Annotated in this window: 16 protein-coding genes, 1 tRNA gene and 1 pseudogene; 5 read left to right on the forward strand and 13 right to left on the reverse strand. The window is 64.6% G+C overall.

All coding sequences use genetic code 11. The features are described 5' to 3' along the window. The 5 genes from IN820_RS03475 to IN820_RS03495 all read left to right on the forward strand — a co-directional run. A partial coding sequence (locus tag IN820_RS03475; RefSeq protein ID WP_193679641.1) for a glycoside hydrolase family 5 protein occupies window positions 1–1846 on the forward strand: 1846 nt, incomplete at its 5' end. A gap of 436 nt (window positions 1847–2282) precedes the next feature. Continuing rightward, a complete protein-coding gene (locus IN820_RS03480) occupies window positions 2283–3011 on the forward strand; it encodes a hypothetical protein (protein WP_193679642.1) in 729 nt (242 codons plus the stop codon). Continuing rightward, window positions 3008–3433, forward strand: coding sequence for a phage holin family protein (locus tag IN820_RS03485; protein ID WP_193679643.1), 426 nt, complete (start codon window positions 3008–3010; stop codon window positions 3431–3433). The genes IN820_RS03480 and IN820_RS03485 overlap by 4 nt, the downstream gene beginning before the upstream one ends. Further along, the gene (locus tag IN820_RS03490) at window positions 3430–4203 is read left to right on the forward strand and encodes a DUF3618 domain-containing protein (RefSeq protein ID WP_193679644.1); all 774 of its coding nucleotides are present in this window, start codon (window positions 3430–3432) and stop codon (window positions 4201–4203) included. Before IN820_RS03485 ends, IN820_RS03490 begins: the two co-directional genes overlap by 4 nt. A gap of 104 nt (window positions 4204–4307) precedes the next feature. Then, window positions 4308–4383 (forward strand) — tRNA-Thr (locus tag IN820_RS03495). A gap of 170 nt (window positions 4384–4553) precedes the next feature. On the opposite strand, the gene IN820_RS03500 is transcribed toward IN820_RS03495, so the two are convergent. The 13 genes and pseudogenes from IN820_RS03500 to IN820_RS03560 form a co-directional block, all read right to left on the reverse strand. Beyond that, on the reverse strand, window positions 4554–4835 hold the full coding sequence (locus IN820_RS03500; protein ID WP_193679645.1) for a HigA family addiction module antitoxin: 282 nt from the start codon (window positions 4833–4835) through the stop codon (window positions 4554–4556). Between the two features lie 12 nt (window positions 4836–4847). After that, window positions 4848–5162 (reverse strand): type II toxin-antitoxin system RelE family toxin, encoded by a 315-nt coding sequence (locus IN820_RS03505; protein ID WP_193679646.1) that lies wholly within the window; start codon window positions 5160–5162, stop codon window positions 4848–4850. After that, window positions 5128–5400 carry a type II toxin-antitoxin system Phd/YefM family antitoxin gene (locus IN820_RS03510; RefSeq protein ID WP_193679647.1) on the reverse strand — a complete coding sequence of 91 codons (273 nt, stop codon included), beginning with the start codon at window positions 5398–5400 and terminating at the stop codon, window positions 5128–5130. Before IN820_RS03510 ends, IN820_RS03505 begins: the two co-directional genes overlap by 35 nt. Before the next feature lie 473 nt (window positions 5401–5873). Continuing rightward, a pseudogene (locus IN820_RS03515) lies at window positions 5874–6468 on the reverse strand (Fic/DOC family protein). Continuing rightward, complete coding sequence (locus tag IN820_RS03520) at window positions 6468–6638, reverse strand: YhfG family protein (RefSeq protein ID WP_193679648.1); 171 nt, start codon at window positions 6636–6638, stop codon at window positions 6468–6470. Before IN820_RS03520 ends, IN820_RS03515 begins: the two are co-directional and overlap by 1 nt. A gap of 263 nt (window positions 6639–6901) precedes the next feature. Further along, on the reverse strand, window positions 6902–7885 hold the full coding sequence (locus IN820_RS03525; RefSeq protein ID WP_193679649.1) for a lipid A deacylase LpxR family protein: 984 nt from the start codon (window positions 7883–7885) through the stop codon (window positions 6902–6904). A gap of 78 nt (window positions 7886–7963) precedes the next feature. Beyond that, window positions 7964–9028 carry a hypothetical protein gene (locus tag IN820_RS03530; protein WP_193679650.1) on the reverse strand — a complete coding sequence of 355 codons (1065 nt, stop codon included), beginning with the start codon at window positions 9026–9028 and terminating at the stop codon, window positions 7964–7966. Window positions 9029–9032: 4 nt separating this feature from the next. Then, window positions 9033–9281, reverse strand: a complete 249-nt coding sequence (locus IN820_RS03535; protein ID WP_193679651.1) for an acyl carrier protein — start codon at window positions 9279–9281, stop codon at window positions 9033–9035. After that, entirely contained in the window at window positions 9278–11179 is a 1902-nt protein-coding gene (locus IN820_RS03540) for an HAD-IIIC family phosphatase (protein WP_193679652.1), read from the reverse strand. Before IN820_RS03540 ends, IN820_RS03535 begins: the two co-directional genes overlap by 4 nt. Before the next feature lie 24 nt (window positions 11180–11203). Beyond that, on the reverse strand, window positions 11204–12742 hold the full coding sequence (locus IN820_RS03545; protein ID WP_193679653.1) for an MBOAT family O-acyltransferase: 1539 nt from the start codon (window positions 12740–12742) through the stop codon (window positions 11204–11206). Window positions 12743–13136: 394 nt separating this feature from the next. Continuing rightward, a complete protein-coding gene (locus tag IN820_RS03550; RefSeq protein WP_193679782.1) occupies window positions 13137–13373 on the reverse strand; it encodes a hypothetical protein in 237 nt (78 codons plus the stop codon). A 209-nt stretch (window positions 13374–13582) separates the two neighbouring features. Then, window positions 13583–14254 carry a response regulator gene (locus IN820_RS03555; protein ID WP_193679654.1) on the reverse strand — a complete coding sequence of 224 codons (672 nt, stop codon included), beginning with the start codon at window positions 14252–14254 and terminating at the stop codon, window positions 13583–13585. Then, on the reverse strand, window positions 14241–17648 hold the full coding sequence (locus tag IN820_RS03560) for an ATP-binding protein (protein ID WP_193679655.1): 3408 nt from the start codon (window positions 17646–17648) through the stop codon (window positions 14241–14243). Before IN820_RS03560 ends, IN820_RS03555 begins: the two co-directional genes overlap by 14 nt. Window positions 17649–17734 lie beyond the last annotated feature (86 nt).

Below are 17734 nucleotides of genomic sequence, written 5' to 3' on the forward strand. Positions count from 1 at the left end.
GGCGGCGTTCAAGGCCGGCGCCTCGGTGCAACTGGCCGATGGCCAGGTACGCACGATCGACCGCGTGCAGGTGGTCGGCGCCAACATGAGCGTGTTCCTGAACGGCGCGACAGTCGACGGCAACAAGGTGGGTGCGCCGCGTTCGGTGAGCATCGTCGGCGCGTCGACGGTCAGCCCGACTCCCGTCCCGACTCCGGCCCCGGAGCAGTCCACCGGTAACAGCTATGCCACCAGCATCAACGCCTTCACCAATACCGATTGGTTGAATGGCGTATGGCGCAAGTCCGCCGGTTTCTCCATCGCGGCGACCGAGGGCAACAAGGCCGCGTTCAAAGTTGGCGTGTCGGTCAAACTTGCCGATGGCCAGGTGCGCAAGGTTACCGTCGTACAAGTTGTCGGCAGCAACATGAGCATTTTCCTCGATGGTGCTGCAGTTAACGGCAGCGTTGTCGGCGCGCCCAACAAGTTGACCCTGGTATCCGGTACCGGCGGTGCGGCACCGACCGTGCCCTCGCAAACCACGGTGGCCACCAGCAACCTCAATAACTTCACCAACACCGATTGGTTGAATGGCGTTTTCCGCGCGTCGGCCGGTTTCTCCATCCAGGCCACCGCCGCCAATGTCGTAGCCTTCAAGGCGGGTGCATCGGTGAAACTGGCCGACGGCCAGGTTCGCAAGATCCTTCGCGCGCAGATCGTCGGCAGCAACATGAGCGTGTTCCTGGACGGTGCGACGCTCAACGGCAATAGCCTGGGCTACCCGAAAACCGTTTCCGTGGTCAGCGAGTCCGGCGGCGGCACGCCGTCGTCCCCGGCGCTGACCACCCCGCCGGTCACCACCCAGCCCACTCCGGCCCCTTCGGCGCCGGATACCACCAACGGCAAGCCGCTGCTGGTGGGTGTCAACCTGTCGGGCGCCGGCTTCGGGCCTTCCGTGGTTCCGGGCAAGCACGGCACCAACTACACCTACCCGGCCGAGTCGTACTACAAGAAGTACGCCGACCTGGGGATGCCGCTGGTGCGCCTGCCGTTCCTCTGGGAGCGTATCCAGCCCAAGCTGAACACCCCGCTGAACGCCGAGGAGCTGGCGCGCCTCAAGCAGTCGCTGGACTTCGCGCACAAGCACAACGTCAAGGTGATCCTCGACCTGCACAACTACTACCGTTACTTCGGCAAGCTGATCGGCTCGAACGAGGTACCCATCGGCTCCTTCGCCGCCGTCTGGAAGCAGATTGCGCAGCAGGTGGTGAACCATCCGGCCGTCGAAGGTTATGGCCTGATGAACGAACCGTACTCCACCAACGGCTTGTGGCCGCAGGCCGCCCTGGCCGCTGCCCAGGCGATCCGCACCGTCGATTCCAAGCGCTGGATCTACGTCGCGGGCGATCGCTGGTCGAGCGCCTACCACTGGCCGCACTACAACAGCCAACTGATCACCAACCCGTGGATGCGCGATCCGAAGAACAACCTGGTGTACGAAGCCCACATGTACGTGGACAAGGACTTCTCCGGCAACTACTTCGACAAGAACGAGAAGTTCGACCCGATGATCGGCGTGAATCGCGTCAAGCCCTTCGTCGACTGGCTCAAGCAGAACAAGCTGCGTGGCTACATCGGTGAGCACGGCGTGCCGGATTTCTCCCCGTCGGCCATCGTCGCCACCGACAACCTGCTGGCCTACCTGCGCCAGAACTGCATTCCCAGCACCTACTGGGCGGCAGGTCCCTGGTGGGGCGAGTACGCACTGTCGTTGGACGTGACCAGCGGCAAGCAGCGCCCGCAACTGCCGGTCCTGCAGAAGCACGCCAAGACTGCGCATAGCTGCTCCAGCATCGGCCCGCTGTAAGGTCGAAGCGCACAGCACACAGGAACGGGCCTTCGGGCCCGTTCTTGCGTTCGCACGCCCGGTACAGCTCGTCGGCCCGCTGCGGCCACGCATGCCGATGTTGCGCTGACCGACCGGTCACCCGCCTGCCATTGCTCGCCGTTTCGCCTGTTCGCCTCCCTCCAGCCCGCAGCCCGCGGCACATGCCGGCTGACGCCCGAAACCCGGCAAAGCGCCAGCAAGCCACTGCTGGCGCTCGCTGCGGCGCTGCGCGCGTGCCCTTCCACAATCCCGGCGCCAAGGTCTTGAGCCGCCCGGCCAGAGCCACGGAACTCAAAATTTGGGGCCCGGTCACCATTTATGTGCGCACTGAAACTGCACGGCCGCGGCAACTCCGCATCGCTGTGTTTCAACGGACCGTGGTCATCCGGCCAGACCCTACGCAAGGTGGATCAAAATGACGACACCCGATGAAGACATCACAGGTTACGGCGGCCCAGCCAAGACCGGCTCCACGCAGCCCGCAGGCAGTTCACCCGGCCAGACGGCCGCGCAGCCCGATGGCACCGCTCAGATGAGCGAGGACGCCAAGGCGAAGGCGCGCCAGGCTGCAGAGGAGGTCAAGCAGCAGGGCAAGGCTCAGCTCGAGAACTATCGCGGCAGCGCCGCCGACGAGTTGGAAAAGGTCGCCCAGAGCGCCAAGGCCGCCGCGGCGGAACTGGAAAACCAGGATCGCGCGGGCCTGTCCCACTACGTATCCGACATGGCGCAGAGCATGGTCGAGCTGGCCGACAACCTGCGCGGCAAGAGCGTCGACGAGCTGGTCGGCGAGGTCAATCGCCTGGCCCGCAACAATCCGGCGCTGTTCATCGCCGGCAGCGTCGCCCTCGGTTTCGGCCTGACCCGCTTCGCCCGTGCCTCCAGCCACCGGGCGGAGACCGGCGCCCGTGAGCCGACCCATGATTACGGCCATTCCGAGGCCGCGCGTCCGCATCCCACGTCGCCCCTGGGCGTACCGGCAGACGTGACGGCGCAAACCCTGCCCAGTCAGGCCGAACTGGATTCGCGCATCTCCAGCGACGCCCCCGCCGGCACTGTCGGCAGCATCAGCAACGCCGGCGTGCCCTCGCCAACCAAGGGCACCGGCAGCAATGGCAAAGGCACAGACGGAGGGCTTAATCGATGAACGAGCAACGCAACCTCAATACGCCCTATGAACCGGTCCATTCCGAACAGGACACCTCGGTCGGCGGCCTGTTGCGCCAACTGACCCGCGAGGTACCGTCGCTGTTCACCAAGGAACTGGCGTTGGCCAAAGCCGAGCTGAATGAATCGCTGCGCGCCACCAAGGCCGGTGCTGCCAGTGTCGCCACCGGCGGCGCGGTGCTCCTGTCCGGCTTCATCATCCTGCTGATGTCGGCCGTGTACTTCCTGGGCACCCTGATGGAACCCTGGCTGGCGGCGCTGATCGTCGGCGGCGTAGTGGTGATCATCGGCCTGATCATGGTCACCGCGGGCAAGAAGAAATTCGAAGCCTCGTCCTTCAAGCCCGACCGCACCCTCCACTCGCTGAACAAGGATAAAGAAGTCGTCAGGGGGCACGCATGAGCACTCATCATCAGATCGACGCCGAAGCGCAGAAAGACCCGGACACCCTCGAACGGGAAATCGACCAGCAGCGCGCCGAAATCGGCAATATCGTTCACGCCCTGGAAAGCAAGCTATCGCCCGGGCAGATGATCGATACCGCGCTGGGCTACGCCAAGGGCGGGGGCGGCGATTTCCTGCACAACCTCAGCGATACCCTGAAGGCCAATCCGGTGCCGACGCTGCTCACCTCCGTCGGCCTGGTCTGGCTCATGGCCGGGCAGAACCGCCGGCCGGACTACGGCGCATCCACCGCTCCGTCGATGACCGACAAGCTTGCCGCCAAGGCTTCGGGGCTCAAGCAGCAGGGCGGCGGGATGAAGGACAAGGCCGCGCAGGCGCGCCACGACGCCTCCAGCACGCTGGGCAATGCGCGCAGCCGAGTCAGCGAAACCGGCCATCATGCGGCAGAGAGCGTGCGGCATACGGCCGATAGCCTGCGCCATACCGCCGACCGTGCCCGCGGTGGCTTCTCGCAACTGCTCGACGAGCAACCGCTGGCGCTGGGCGCCATGGGCATCGCCCTGGGGGCATTGCTGGCGGCGTCGATGCCGTCCACGCGGCGTGAAGACGAGCTGATGGGCCAGACCAGCGACGAACTCACCGGCAAGTTCAAGCAGAAGGCGCGCGAGGGCTACGAGATGGCCAGCGCCGAGGGCGAGAACCTGGCCGACCAGGTCAAGCAGGACCTCAGCCGCGACAGCGCCCAGCCCGCCTCGGGACCGCACTGAGTGAAAAAAACCGCAGGGCAGGGGATATCGGCCGCTATTTCGCCTCGGCGATTGCGGCCGGGCTTGAGTCCGGCCGCAGAACCCCCGATAATCCGCCGCCTGGCGCCGGTGTAGCTCAGTAGGTAGAGCAGCGCATTCGTAATGCGAAGGTCGCAGGTTCGACTCCTGTCTCCGGCACCAATGAAATCAAAGGGTTAGCTTCGGCTAGCCCTTTTTGTTTTCCGGCGGTGTCCCCGAAGTGTCCCTGCCTTGTCCCGCTTCTAATAATGCTTTCAGCGCTGCTTCTCGGGTTGGTAGCTGACGGGTTGAATCTGCAGGCGTAACGCCAAACGGTTTAATTATAGAAGGTGCTAGTAAAAGGCTAGTTTGCCTACATGCTGCAAGTCCACGCGCTGCCGGGCAATCCAAAGGTCATAAGCTTCTTGCATAGCCAGCCAGCTCTCAGGCGAGCGGCCAAGCGCTACCGACAGGCGCAGAGCCATTTCCGGCGTGACGCGACTGGTGCCCTTCAAGACGCGACTCAAGGTGGAGGGTGCGACGCCGAGCTTTTCCGCCAGCTGACGGCCGCTGATGCCGTTTGGCTCAAGATACGTTTCGGTAATGAACTCGCCAGGGTGGGGCGGGTTATGCATGCTCGAGGTTCCTTACAAGCGTTTGGCAGCGCTGCCGTAGACCTTGCTCCGTTCCCGCTTGCCTACGGCGACCACTGTTACAACCAGGCGGCTGTCGATTACTTCGTAGACCAAGCGGTAGCCGATGGAGCGAAGCTTGATCTTGTAGCAGTTGGGCATGTCCCTGAGCTTGTCGGCGTCGATTCGGGGATTCTCGAGGCGTTCTTTCAGCTTATTGGCGAACTGCAGCTGGATGGTGTTGCCCAGCTTGCTCCACTCCTTGAGCGCCTGGGCGTTGAACTCCAGAGCGTACTTAGTCGGCTCCGCCGGCTTGCGCGATGAGGTCATCGATCTCTACTCGTACAGTGGGTTCACCGCGGCGTTCACGCACGACTTCGGCCAGGCGGGCATCGTCGATCATTTCCAGCATGGCTTCGTAGAGCGCCGGAGGTACGGCATAGAAGGCTGGTTCGTTTCGATTGAGGATCACGACGGTTTCGCCACCGCCTTCGCGGATGGTGCCCATTGGGTCCTTTTTTAGTTCTGTCACCGACGCCGCAACGTCAGCCAGTACCGTGTAAGTCATCGCCATATCCACCTGTTCTCTGCTATCCGCGTTTCTAAGGTGCCTGAGCTCTATCTATGGGCCGAACCGCCAAGCTTCGTTAGCTAATCTGGGCTCTCTACTGTGGGCCGAGCTATCTTGATTAAGGTCTTCGCAAGGTCATTTGTGCGAACGAGATAAGCGTGCATAGCGTAGCACTCTGAAAAGCACTCTGTAAGATGTTTTTTGATGTGCTTTATGCCCTTGAGGTGTGCAGCGGTGAGGTGTCCCAAAACCGGCCGAAATCTACAGGAGAGCGGGGCAGTGCGACGACGAAGGAAAGCTGGAGGCCCCGATTTTACTGGCTTCCAGCTTTTGCGATGACAGGTGCCGACCTTTCGTAATGCGAAGGTCGCAGGTTCGACTCCTGTCTCCGCACCAAAGAAATCGAAGGGCTAGCGAAAGCTAACCCTTTTTCTTTTTTGGGTGTCCCGAAATGTCCCTTTGTTGTCCCGCTAGCGGATCGCCTGGCCGATACAGCGCTGGAATATCTCGGTCATCGCTCGATAGTCACAGACCACAGCATCGATGTTTGCCTGAATCCACTCGCGCTCTTCGACTTCCCACCGACTGATCTCATAGCCAGCGTTGATAATGATGTGGTCGAACAGAATCCGCTGCGCCCGTCCGTTCCCCTCCCGGAACGGAGGGACCATGTTCAAATCGCCATAGCATTCAGCAACGGCGCAAACCAGTTGCTGCCGTGACATTCCCTCATACCAGTTGGCAGCTGCCAATCGCCTGAAAAGCTTCGCTGCCTCAGCATCGATTCGGGTGACGTTGCAGAAGTGCGTACCGCCCTTGGATAAATCGACGGTACGAAGCTCTCCGGCCCAATCGTAAACGTCAGCGAAAAGGGCGCGATGGATCCGCTGCAATAGGGAAAATTGTAAGGAGGAAGTCGAAATCGATGGTGGCCGCAGCGATTTCGGAGAGGGTGCGCTCAGCATCGTGAAGCGCCTGGTCATCGGTCAGGTCGAGGCGGTTGCGTAGAACCTTGGTGCCTGGATAGCAGAGCGGATCCTGGCCAACACCGTACTTATCGAGCATCAGGCCTGCCGAGTGCGTAAGGCCCTCAGGGCAGCTTCACGCGTTGGGAGTTCGCGTTTGGCGTCCGCTGGCGTGGTATCGAAACCTTCCAGGCGCAGGCTGGCGGCGTAGTTCGATTGGCGGACCTTGGCGTAGTAGGCCTTCTTGGCTTGCAAGGACAGACTCGACATAGCGGAAAACCTCTTTCACGAAGTGTTGGCCATTATAGCGGATGCTTGTTCGCAGCGTCTGGACGCTCCCCAAGCTTCCTGGCGAACAGCAATCTGTATCGTGCCGTTGAGAACTTGGGTGTATTCGGTCGTCTCCCACGTACGACTTCGAATGCTGCACAGACAATTCGTGGGAACGGTGCGCTTAGTTTCGGCAGTTGCGATGCTGAGTCGGTTGGAACGCCGCAGTACGACAATGAAGGAAGTGCCGCGGCGTCGTTTCGTCAGAGCCAGGTCGACAGCGTGATCGAGCCGAACTGGTCGTGCTCATGCTGGCCTTCGAACTCGTGGGTGCGCCAGACGCTGGCGAACGCCAGTTGCCAGCGGCTCCAGGTCAGTGCCACGCCGAGCTTGGCATCGCCGACCCATTCGCGGCGGTCGACCGAGTGGCTGTCTTCGAAGGTGTTGCCGTCGAGCAGCATGTTCTGCGCCATGTAGCGCCCCTCGACGTTGGCGAAGCCGTACCAGCCGAAGTCGCTGCCCGGGCGGAAGAACTGGCTGCCGCTTTGCGCCGGTGTCACCGCCGGAATGCTGAAGCTGCGCCCAAGGTTCTGTCCGATTCGCGCCCCCAGGCCGGCCGAGGCGTAGGTGTAGAGGTTGCCGAGCGAGAAGCCCAGGCTCGGGCCGTATTCCAGCTCCAGCCCGGCGAAGCGCTCCTGCAGCCACCAGCGGTGCTGATAGGCCAGATTGACGAAGGGCTCGTTTTCCAATTGGTTGTCCCAGCCCCGGGGCTCGTCGCTGTCGGTGATCCGGTGTACCGCGCGTTGCAGCCGCTTGCCGCCCGCGGCGGGGCCGACGATGCCGATGTCCAGGTGCAGCCCCTCGGCGCTGCGCCAGCCGTCGTGCTGCGTGTCGGCGAACAGCGATAGCCCGGCGAACATCAGCCCGGCATAGGGGCGATCGTCTTCGATCAGCTGACCGATCTCGATTTCCTCGGGGGTGTACAGCTGGTGGCCGAAGCGGTAGACAACGTTGTCCACGGCCTCGCCCGACCAGCCCGGCAGGACGTTGGCAATGCTGCGGCTCCAGTGTGACTGTTCCGGCTCGAAGCCCCAGATCACCTCCAGCCCATTGGAATAATGGCCATCGCTGCCGGAGGAAAGAATGTCGTTCTCCGCCTTGATCGAAAGCGTGGCTGCCGGTGCCAGCATCGGTACGGTGAACAGGGTGACGAACAGGCAAGGGCGCAGCGAAGGATGGCAGGGCATGGTGGTACTCCCGGCTTTACATTCATTTTTGTATGTTTGAAGTAGAGACCATTTTCATGCATGCGCGTTCGCTTGTTCTCACTGTAGCGTCGACTGACTCCCGTTGGCCAAGGGGGATTCTTTCCGCACCAGGGGCTCGCTCCTGCGCAGCTGCCGGGCCAGTGCCGAGGAAAAATCCTGCACCGCCGTCCAGCGCAGGTGGATGGCATCGACGAAGGCCGACGGTGGGGCGACCCATTCACGGTCGGCGTTCCAATAGCGGGCCGTATCGCTGCCGGCTATCGCTGCGCTGAGCCTGGAGTCGAAATAGGTGAGGAAGCTGCCGTCGCGATCCATTTCTTCCTTCCATTGAGGGTGCAGCGGCGTCGAAACGATCAGCAACTGGCGCTTTTCCTGCTGCAGGCGGCTGGCCAGTGACTGCAGCGCCTCGAAGCAACCGGCATCGAGCGGGTCCGGAGGGCCGTAGAACAGGCCACGGTCGCCGCGTGGCTCCAGCGGGCCGTCGCCGTAGCGGTTGAACACCAGTGGGTCCCATTCGATCAGGTTCGCCCGTTGCGCCTTGACCGTCCGTGCATTGCTCAGCAGCGAACGGGGCGAGAAATAGCGCAGGTAGTAACCCCAGGGCGAAGCCTGCCGGTATACGTAGTGGTCGGCGTCATCGCGGTCGAACACCGCATCCGCTACCTTCCAGCAGCCGGAAAAATCCAGCGGATCGACGATCATGACCACCTGGCGAATGCCTGGGTGACGGTCGAGCAGCCAGTTCGCGACATAGGCCGACTGATTCGCGTGCAGCCCGCAAAAAGCGCCATTGAGCGGCCGCGAACCGGGCGCCTGTTCGACGAGCACGTTGCCGTCGACATGCCGCCAGGCGACCGAGGAGCCGATCACCAGCAGGTTCGGGTCAGGCACGGGGTTGTGCCGCAGGAAGTTGAGCTTCTCGTCCACGCACAGGCTGTTGGAGAAGGCCGGTGGCGGCAGGTTATCGGTGAGCTTGAGCCCGCCCAGCAACAGTGCGAAGGCACCCAGCGAGCCGAACAGCCCGGCGAACAGTGCCAGCAGGTAGGCCGGGCCCATGCCGGTCGCACGGGCCTCGGCCTGGACGGTAGAACCGTCCAGGGGTGTTTCGACGGTTCCGGTCATGGCGTCAGCGCCCCTCGAGCTTGGTCTGGATCAACTGGACGAAGTGGCCGACGTTCTTCAACGACTCCAGCTCGGCGGTGCGGAACTTGATGCCGAAGCGCTGTTCGGCGGCGACGATCAGCAAGACGTGCGCCTGGCTGTCCCAGCCATCGATGTCGTCGGCGGTGGTGTGGGCCGTGAGGACGATGTCGTCATCGTCGAACACGTCGTGGAAGACCTGGGTCAGCGCCGCGAGAATGTCCTTTTCGTTCATGCTTGCACCTGGATGAAGTGGTTGAGGGGAGCGCGAGAGGCCAGCTCGTAGCGCCAGAAACTTGCTTCGCGCTCGGCACCCATGGGAGCCGGGCGTTGCTGGAAGCCCAGCCGCGGGTAATGTTCGGCCACCATGCCGTTGCGCTCGGTGGGCCGATACTCGCCAACCAATGCCCGCCAGCCGGCTGCCTGCGCGGCGGCCGCCAGGACCTCTAGCACGGCTACCTCGACCTGGCGGCCGAGCACGCGGCAGCTCATCAGCCAGCTGTCGATGAGCAATTCGTCCGTGTCGATGGCGGCGTCGGGGCGCGCCAGCACCACGCTGATCAGGCCGTTGTCACCGAACTTGTCCTCCAGGCGCAGGGCCAGGGCGATGGCGCGCGGATCGTCGGCGATACGCGCCATTTCGGCCTCGGTATAGCGGCGCGTGGTGAGGTTGAACTGGTTGGTCTTGTTGATCAGCTGGGTGCTGCGCACGCGCTCGGCGGCTCCGATACGGGTGGCGCGCAGCACCATGTCCAGGCCGCGCAGATAACCGTCCATGTCGCTGGCCTGGCTCAGCGCCGCCTTGCGCTCGGCGTTGAGGGCATAGCTGCGCCCGCGGCCGGCATCGTCGGCGGTGAAGGAGGCGGCTTCGAAATAGCCGGCCGCCGCCAGGCGCGCGGGGTAGTCGGCGACGTCCTCGGGCAGCTCCGGGACCGCCACTTCGGGCAGTTCGCGGCGCACGATGTCGCGCTCGGCCGGGTTGTCGTCGACGAACACCAGGCTGTCGAGGCCGATGTCGAGCAGCGAGGCGATGCGCCGCAGGTTGCCGGCCTTGTCGTCCCAGTTGGCGACGAAGGCCGCGACCGCGCTGCGCTCGATCGCCATCTCGCGGTGGGCGAACGCCGCTTCGGCCACTTCCAGGTCGTTCTTGCTGCATACCGCGAGGATCACGCCGCGCCGCGCCAGTTGCACGGCGTAGCGCTGGAATGCGAGGAAGGCTTCGCCGCTGGCGCTGCCCTGGCCCAGTTGAATGCCGTCGACGCCGTCATCGCCGACCACGCCGCCCCACAGGGTGTTGTCCAGATCCAGCACCAGGCACTTGCGCGATAGCCCGGTCGCTGCGGCTACGACCCGCGCCAGCTGGTCGCCATACAAGGGCGACAGCGAGGGGCTGATCAATTGCTTGGCCTGATGCCAGCGCACCGGATCGGCCAGGCCGCTGCCGTAGCCGGCGGCCTGCCAGGCGAGATCCAGCAGCAGCACGCCATCCTCCCGCGCGGCGTCGCGAATGGCGGTATTCAGGCGTTCGATCAGCGCCAGCGGCGAGGCGGGCACCAGGGCTTCGAAGGAGCCGAAGAGCGGCGGGTCGGCCGGCACCAGCGTCTGTTGCACGACCTGCGCGGCATAGCGCTCGCGGGCCCGGCGCCAGAGCAAACGCAGCTCGTCGACGCGCTCGCGCACGGCAGCCTCGACCTCGGCTGGCGAGGCCTGCAGCGGCACCTGCAGCGGTGCGTCGCGGGCATCCAGGGCCAGCACCACGAGCTGCGGGGCGAAGGCGTTCAGCGCCGGGTCGTCGGCCAGCAACGCCTGGCGGTACATGCCGTAGGGCGCGACGTACAGCGACAGCGCCAGGCGCCGCTGCAGCCCGGCGACGCGAATGGCCGGTAGTAGGTGGTCCATGGTGTGCGAGGACAGCAGCGCCACGCGCAGCGGCGTAAGCCGCGCCGCTGCCGCATGCTCCGCCAGCCCGGTGGTCACCAGCTTGTCCAGCCGCGCCGTGAGGATGAAATCCCGGCGATAGCCGGCGAGCCGAATGGCTTCGGTCAGGCGCGCCAGCGGGTCGTCCATGCGCTTGGTCTGGCTGATCGCGGCGCCAAGATCGGGATGTGGCGGTAGCCAGGGGAGTTGTTCCATTGCCGGGGACTCCTTGTCGAAGGTTCAGAACTGGAAATAGAGGAATTCGGTGGGTGCCATGGAGAAGGCGATGGCCAGGGCGAAGAACCCGAGCACGCCGACCGCCACGCCATGCACCGGGGCAGGGCGCCAGGCGCCGAACGGCAGCCAGCGCCCGGTCCAGTGCGGTTGCGGCTGGAAGTTCAGCGCGGTACGGAAATGCCCCATCCACTGCTGGATGTTCGGCATGCCCCAGACGAACACCAGCAGCGCGGCGATGTAGACGAAGTCGGTACGGTCCAGTTGCGTGCTGCTCGGGCTCAGCCCGAGCATGCCGGTGAGCACGCTCATCGCTGCCGATACGTTGGCGGCGCGGAAGAACACCATGGCCACCACCACGCAGAGAAAGGTCAGCAGCACCGCCAGCGCCTGATGCCACCAGGTAGTGCTGTCCAGCTGCCAGCCCTGGCGCACCTTCCAGGCCCGCCAGCCATGCGCCGCCACCAGATAGAAGCCGTGCAGCAGGCCGAACGCGACGAACTGCCAGCCGGCACCGTGCCAGATACCGGAAATGAACATGGTGAAGACGGTCGGATAGGCGACCAGGGCAAAGAAGGTGCCGGCGGTCATCCTGCCGCGCCGCGGTTGCGGTTTGCCGGCTGCCATCCGCGCACGCGTCACGCGCAGCACGATGGGGTTGTAGATGTAGGCGGTGAGAAAGCGCGTCAGCGTCATGTGCCAGCGCGACCAGTACTCGATGACATTGCGCGCCTTGAACGGGCTGTTGAAATTGACCGGCAGGGCGATGCCGAACAGCAGGGCCAAGCCGATGGCCATGTCGCTGTAGCCGGAGAAGTCGAAGTAGATCTGCAGCGTGTAGGTCAGCGCGCCGGTCCAGGCGTCATAGAGGGATGGCGTCCCGCCGTCGGCGGCGAGGGCGAATACCGGCGTGGCCTTCAGCGCGAGGGTGTCGGCGACCACTACTTTCTTGAACAGCCCCAGCAGAAAGACCGTCGCGCCCAGGGAGAGGCTGTCCAGCCGGGCGCGAAAGGTCGCGCTGTCGCGGAACTGGGCGAGCATCTCGCCGTGGTGGGTGATCGGCCCGGCGATCAGTTGCGCAAAGAAGCTGATGAACAGGCAGTAGTTGGCGAAGTCGTGCTCCTCCACCACGCCGTCGTGGGCATCGACCAGATAGGCGATCTGCTGGAAAGTGAAGAAGGAGATGGCCAGCGGCAGGATGATGTCGTCCACGCGCCAGCCGAGACCGAAGGCCTCGTCGAGATTGGCGAAGAGAAAGCCGGTGTACTTGTAGTAGCCAAGCAGCAGTACGTTGGCCAGCACCGCCAGGCCGAGCACCAGGCGTGAGGGGCGCTGGCGCAGATGGCCGCCGAGCAGGTAATTGAACAGCATGCTGCCGACCAGCAGCGGCACGTAGGCCGGGTTCCACCAGCCATAGAAGACCAGCGACACGACGGTCAGCCAGATCACCGCGAGGCGCTGTCGGCCCGATCCGGTCAGCACGATGAATCCGATCAGCACCACCGGGAGAAACCCGGCGATGAATTCCACAGAATTGAAAAGCATCTTCCTTATTCCCTGCTTTGGCGTACGTGCTCAACGCTGTCCAGGCCGCCTGTGGGGCGGGGCGATCCATCCTGGTCGGTAACCATCCACTCCGTCGCGGTACTGCGGCTGCCATGCCGCGGCACCCTGGTCGCGCACCGGATGCTTCGCTCGGGCCACCGGGCGTCTGCCCGGCGCCTCCTGAACTCCTCTGGCTCCGACTTGAAGGTGTAAGCAAAAGTTTCAAGGTTCCAGGCACCGCCGAGCGGTTTCTCGCCGCTCTTCGTCCGCGCCCGCCGCTGGCCTGGCCTGCGGCGCCTGGCCTTTCGTCGGCGTGCGGGTACCGGACCGTTCTGCTGGAACGGTCGGTTGTCAGCGGGGGAACCTGGCAGCCGTTCGATCCGGCTGTGGACCCTCAGAGCACGCTGGGCGCCGAGGTCTGAGGGCGCGAGGGCTGGTCGTCGGATGACGGCGTTGCCTGCTGCTGTTCGAGCCTGCGCTGCAGGTGGCGGACGGTGCGTTTGAGGCGCTGCACCTTGTCCTCCAGTTGGAAGACCTTGCGGTGGTTGTAGAACATGCCCAGCACGAACCCCACCGAGGTGAAGACCAGGCTATAGATGAGTGCGGCATTGTAGAGATAGCTGGAAAACATCCTGTCGTCCTTTCTGGCAGGGCCATCCGCGCTGACGGCGGACAGCTTGATGTCGATCTGCCTTTTTGAGACAGGGCGCACATTGGAAACGTTCCCGGATCGCGCTTGCCCTGCCACAACCCGTAGGAGCCGGCTTGCCGGCGATCAACGGTGTTGCGACGGATCGCCCGCAAGCGGGCTCCTACGGGGCCGCAGGGGGACAGCCCGGATCAGCGGGAAGTGGCGGACCTCGCGATGGCTGCGGCGGCGGTTCGGGTTTCCACGCCGAGCTTCACGTAGACGTGCTCCAGGTGCTTGTTCACCGTGCGCGGGCTGAGGCCGAGGATGTCGCCGATGTCGCGGTTGGTCTTGCCGCAGGAGACCCAGTGCAGCACTTCCACCTCCCGCCCGGTCAATTGGAAGCGCTGGGTCAGCATGGCCTGGATTTGCTGTTCGTCCGGTGGCGATTGCACCTGTTGCGAGGTCTGGCGGGCGCTCTGCAAGGCGCGCGCGGTACGCAGGTGAGCGGCCACCCGGGCCAGGACCTGTTCCGGGTGGATGGGCTTGGTCACGTAGTCGATGCCGCCGGCCTCGAAACCCTCGAGCACGTGCTCGCTTTCGGTCAGGGCGGTCATGAACAGCACTGGGACGTCTTCCAGCTCCACCTGGGCCTTGATCCTGCGGCAGGTATCGAAGCCGTTGAGCCCCGGCATCACGGCGTCGAGCAGGACGATGTCGGGTTTCAGGCGCTGCATGCGCTCCAGCGCGCTGAGGCCGTCGAGCGCCACCAGCACCATGTAGCCGGCCTGGTCGAGCGCGCCCGAAAGCAGGGCGAGGTTGTCGGGGACGTCATCGACGATCATCACGACGCCCTGGGTCTGCGGATGATCAGCTTGATGCATGGCTGTTCTCCATGGTGGTCGGACTGTCGGTGGTCTGCAGCGCCTCGTCGAGGCGCAGGCTCAGTTCGTCGAGCTGGAAACGCCTGGCCAACTGGCGCAGTTCCTCGATCTGTTCGGCGGCTTCGGGCACGTCCCGCTCCAGCTGGTCGAGCAGTTGCAGTACGCCGCGCACGTAACCCAGCGAGGCCTGTTGCTGAACCGCCAGCAAGGCCGCCGTCGGCAGGCCGGTGGGGCGGAGCCTGGGCGGGGGCGCGTCGCGTCTGATCCATTCCAAGGCCAACTGCTGCCTGATCTTGTCCAGCAGGATCGGCGCGTGCACGGGCTTGGGCAGGTAGTCGTTGCAATCGGCGGTCACGCTCGGCTCGTCGACGAAGGCGTTGGCCGAGATGACGATGATCGGCGCGGTCGAGCCGATGGAACGGCGAATCAGCGCGGCGGTCTGCCAGCCGTCCAGCTGCGGCATGGACAGGTCCATCAGGATCAGGTCGGGGTTGTGCAGCGATACCTGGCTCAACGCTTCGTGGCCGTTGGCCGCCATGAGGATTTCGAAGCCCAGCGGCTCGAGCATGCCGGCCAGCACCCGGCGGTGCTCGATATGGTCGTCGACCACCAGCACGCGCCGGCGCGGGCCGAGGTAGCCGACGATATCGTGCTCGACGTGCACCACCGCCTGCGGGACGCGCACTTCGGACAGGAACAGCCGCAGCTGGAATATGGTGCCGCGTCCTTCTTCGCTCTTCACCGAAAGCTCGCCACCCATCAGCGCGGTCAGCATGCGGGTGATGGTCAGGCCGAGGCCCAGGCCGTTGTCCTGGCGTAGCGGATCGCCGCGCTCGAAGGGCTGGAACAATCGCTCGACCTGTTCCGCAGGAATGCCGATGCCGGTGTCGGCGATCTCGAAGGTGGCGGTTTCGCGCAGATAGCTGACCCGCAGGGTGACGCTGCCGGCATCGGTATAGCGCACGGCATTGCCGAGCAGGTTGATGAGAATCTGCCGCACGCGCTTCTCGTCGCCACGCACCACCGCCGGCATGCGGCCCTGGCTTTCGAAATGAAAGCGCAGGCCCTTCTCCTCGGCCTGCGGCGCGAACATCTGGCGCAGCTGGACGAGAAACTCCGGAAAGGCGATCTCCGAAGGCTCCAGGTTGAGCTTGCCGGCCTCGATCCTGGCCACGTCGAGCAGGCCATCGATCAGCGAGAGCAGGTGCGCGCCGCTGCGATGGATGGTGCCCAGGGCATCCTTGTGCTGGGTCGGCATCGCCGCATCGCGCAGCAGGATCTGCGCATAACCCAGGATGCTGTTGAGCGGCGTACGCAACTCGTGGGAGAGGCCGGTCACGTAGCGGCTCTTGGCCGCATTGGCGGCCTCGGAGGCTTCCTTGGCCTTCTGCAGCTGTTCATCGGTCTTGCGGTGGGCTTCGATCTCCTGCATCAGCAGGTGGGTCTGGCGGTCGGACTCTTCCTGCGCGACGCGGCGGCTTTCGCGGGTCAGCACCACCCACCAGGCGAGGATGCCGGCGAACAGCGACAGCGTCAGGAAAGCCTTGATGAAGGCCTGGTAGAGGGTTTCGCCGGCTTCCCGGGAGCCCGCCACGACGCCCAGCGAGACCTGGCTGTAGATCAGCCAGAGCGCCAGCGAGAGCAGGCCGATGATCAGCCCGAGCACGCCCAGATATTGCGCCAGACGCGTGTGCAGACGGGGAATCGAGACCTGCGGGAAGGCCCAGCGGATGAAGTTCTCCCATTGCGCGGAGAATCTCGCGTCGGGCTTGCAGAGATCGCCGCAGCGCGCATCGAGCGAGCAGCACAGCGAGCAGATCGGCGCGCCGTAGGCCGGGCAGAAGGCGGTGTCCGGCTCCTCGAAGGCATTGCTGCACAGCACGCAGGCCACCTTGCCGCGCACGCTATAGGGGTAGAGCAGCTGCGGCTGGCGTTGCCGGGCGATGTAGTAGCGCCCCCCGGTGAGCCAGGCGATCAGCGGCGCGCAGACCAGCGCCGTGCCCAGCGCGATGATCGGCGAGGCCGCCTGGGCCAGCGCGCCCAGGGTCCCGCTGTGGGTGAGGATCGCCAGCAGCGAGGCGATGAGCATGGCGCCGACGCCCACCGGGTTGATGTCGTAGAGGTGCGCGCGCTTGAATTCGATTTCCTTCGGCGACAGGCCCAGCGGCTTGTTGATCACCAGGTCCGCCACCAGCGCGCCGATCCAGGCGATGGCCACGTTGGCATAGAGCCCGAGCACCTGCTCGATGGCCTCGAACACGCCGAGTTCCATCAGCATCAGCGCGATCGACACGTTGAACACCAGCCACACCACGCGGCCGGGGTGGCTGTGGGTGACGCGGGCGAAGAAGTTGGACCAGGCCAGCGAACCGGCGTAGGCGTTGGTCACGTTGATTTTCACCTGCGAGACGATGACGAACAGCACCATGGCGCCCAGCGCCCATTCCGGCGAGGCGAACACGTAGCTGAAGGCCACCAGGTACATCTGCGTCGGTTCGGCGGCCTTGTCCACGGGGATCTCGTGCTGCAGCGCGAGGAAGGCGAGAAAGGCGCCGGCGAGCATCTTCAGCGCGCCGGGGACGATCCAGCCGGGGCCGGCCGCGAGCATCGCCAGCCACCAGCGGCGGCGGTTGTGCCGGGTCTTCTCCGGCAGGAAGCGCAGGTAGTCGACCTGCTCGCCGATCTGGGTGATCAGCGCCAGGGCCACGGTGCAGGCGGCGCCGAACGACAGCAGGTTGAACGAGCCGCCGTCGGCCTCGCGACCGGCGAAGCTGGTCAGGTCGGCCAGTGCCCCGGGGTTCTTGGCGATGACGAAGATGTAGGGCAGGAACAGCAGGGTCAGCCAGACCGGCTGGGTCCACATCTGCAGACGGTTGATCAGGGTGATGCCGTAGGTCACCAGCGGCACGATGATGATCGAGCACACCACGTAGGCCAGCGCCAGCGGGATGGCGAAGTACAGCTCCAGGGCCAGCGCCATGATCGCCGCCTCGAGGGCGAAGAACAGGAAGGTGAAGCTGGCGTAGATCAGCGAGGTGATGGTCGAGCCGAAGTAGCCGAAGCCGGCGCCGCGGGTCAGCAGGTCCATGTCCACGCCGTAGCGAGCGGCGTAGTAGCTGATCGGCAGCCCGGTGAGGAAGATCACCAGGCTGACGGCGAGGATCGCCCACAGGGTGTTGGTGAAGCCATAGGACAGCGCCAGGGTGCCGCCGATGGCCTCCAGGGCGAGGAACGACACCGCGCCGAGGGCGGTGTTGGCGATGCGGAACTCCGACCACTTGCGAAACGACTTGGGGGTGAAGCGCAGGGCGTAGTCTTCCAGCGTCTCGTCGGCGACCCAGCTGTTGTAGTCGCGGCGGATCTTGACGATGCGCTGTGTGCCTGTGAATTGCACGCGGGCGGCCCTGGCTGATTGTCGTTTCATTGGATCGAGCAACTTCCGTGCCCCGAGCGGCACTGCCTGGCATTGACTGGTGGGCC

Source organism: Pseudomonas lopnurensis (assembly GCF_015070855.1).
In the GTDB taxonomy this organism is placed as follows: Bacteria; Pseudomonadota; Gammaproteobacteria; order Pseudomonadales; family Pseudomonadaceae; genus Stutzerimonas; species Stutzerimonas lopnurensis.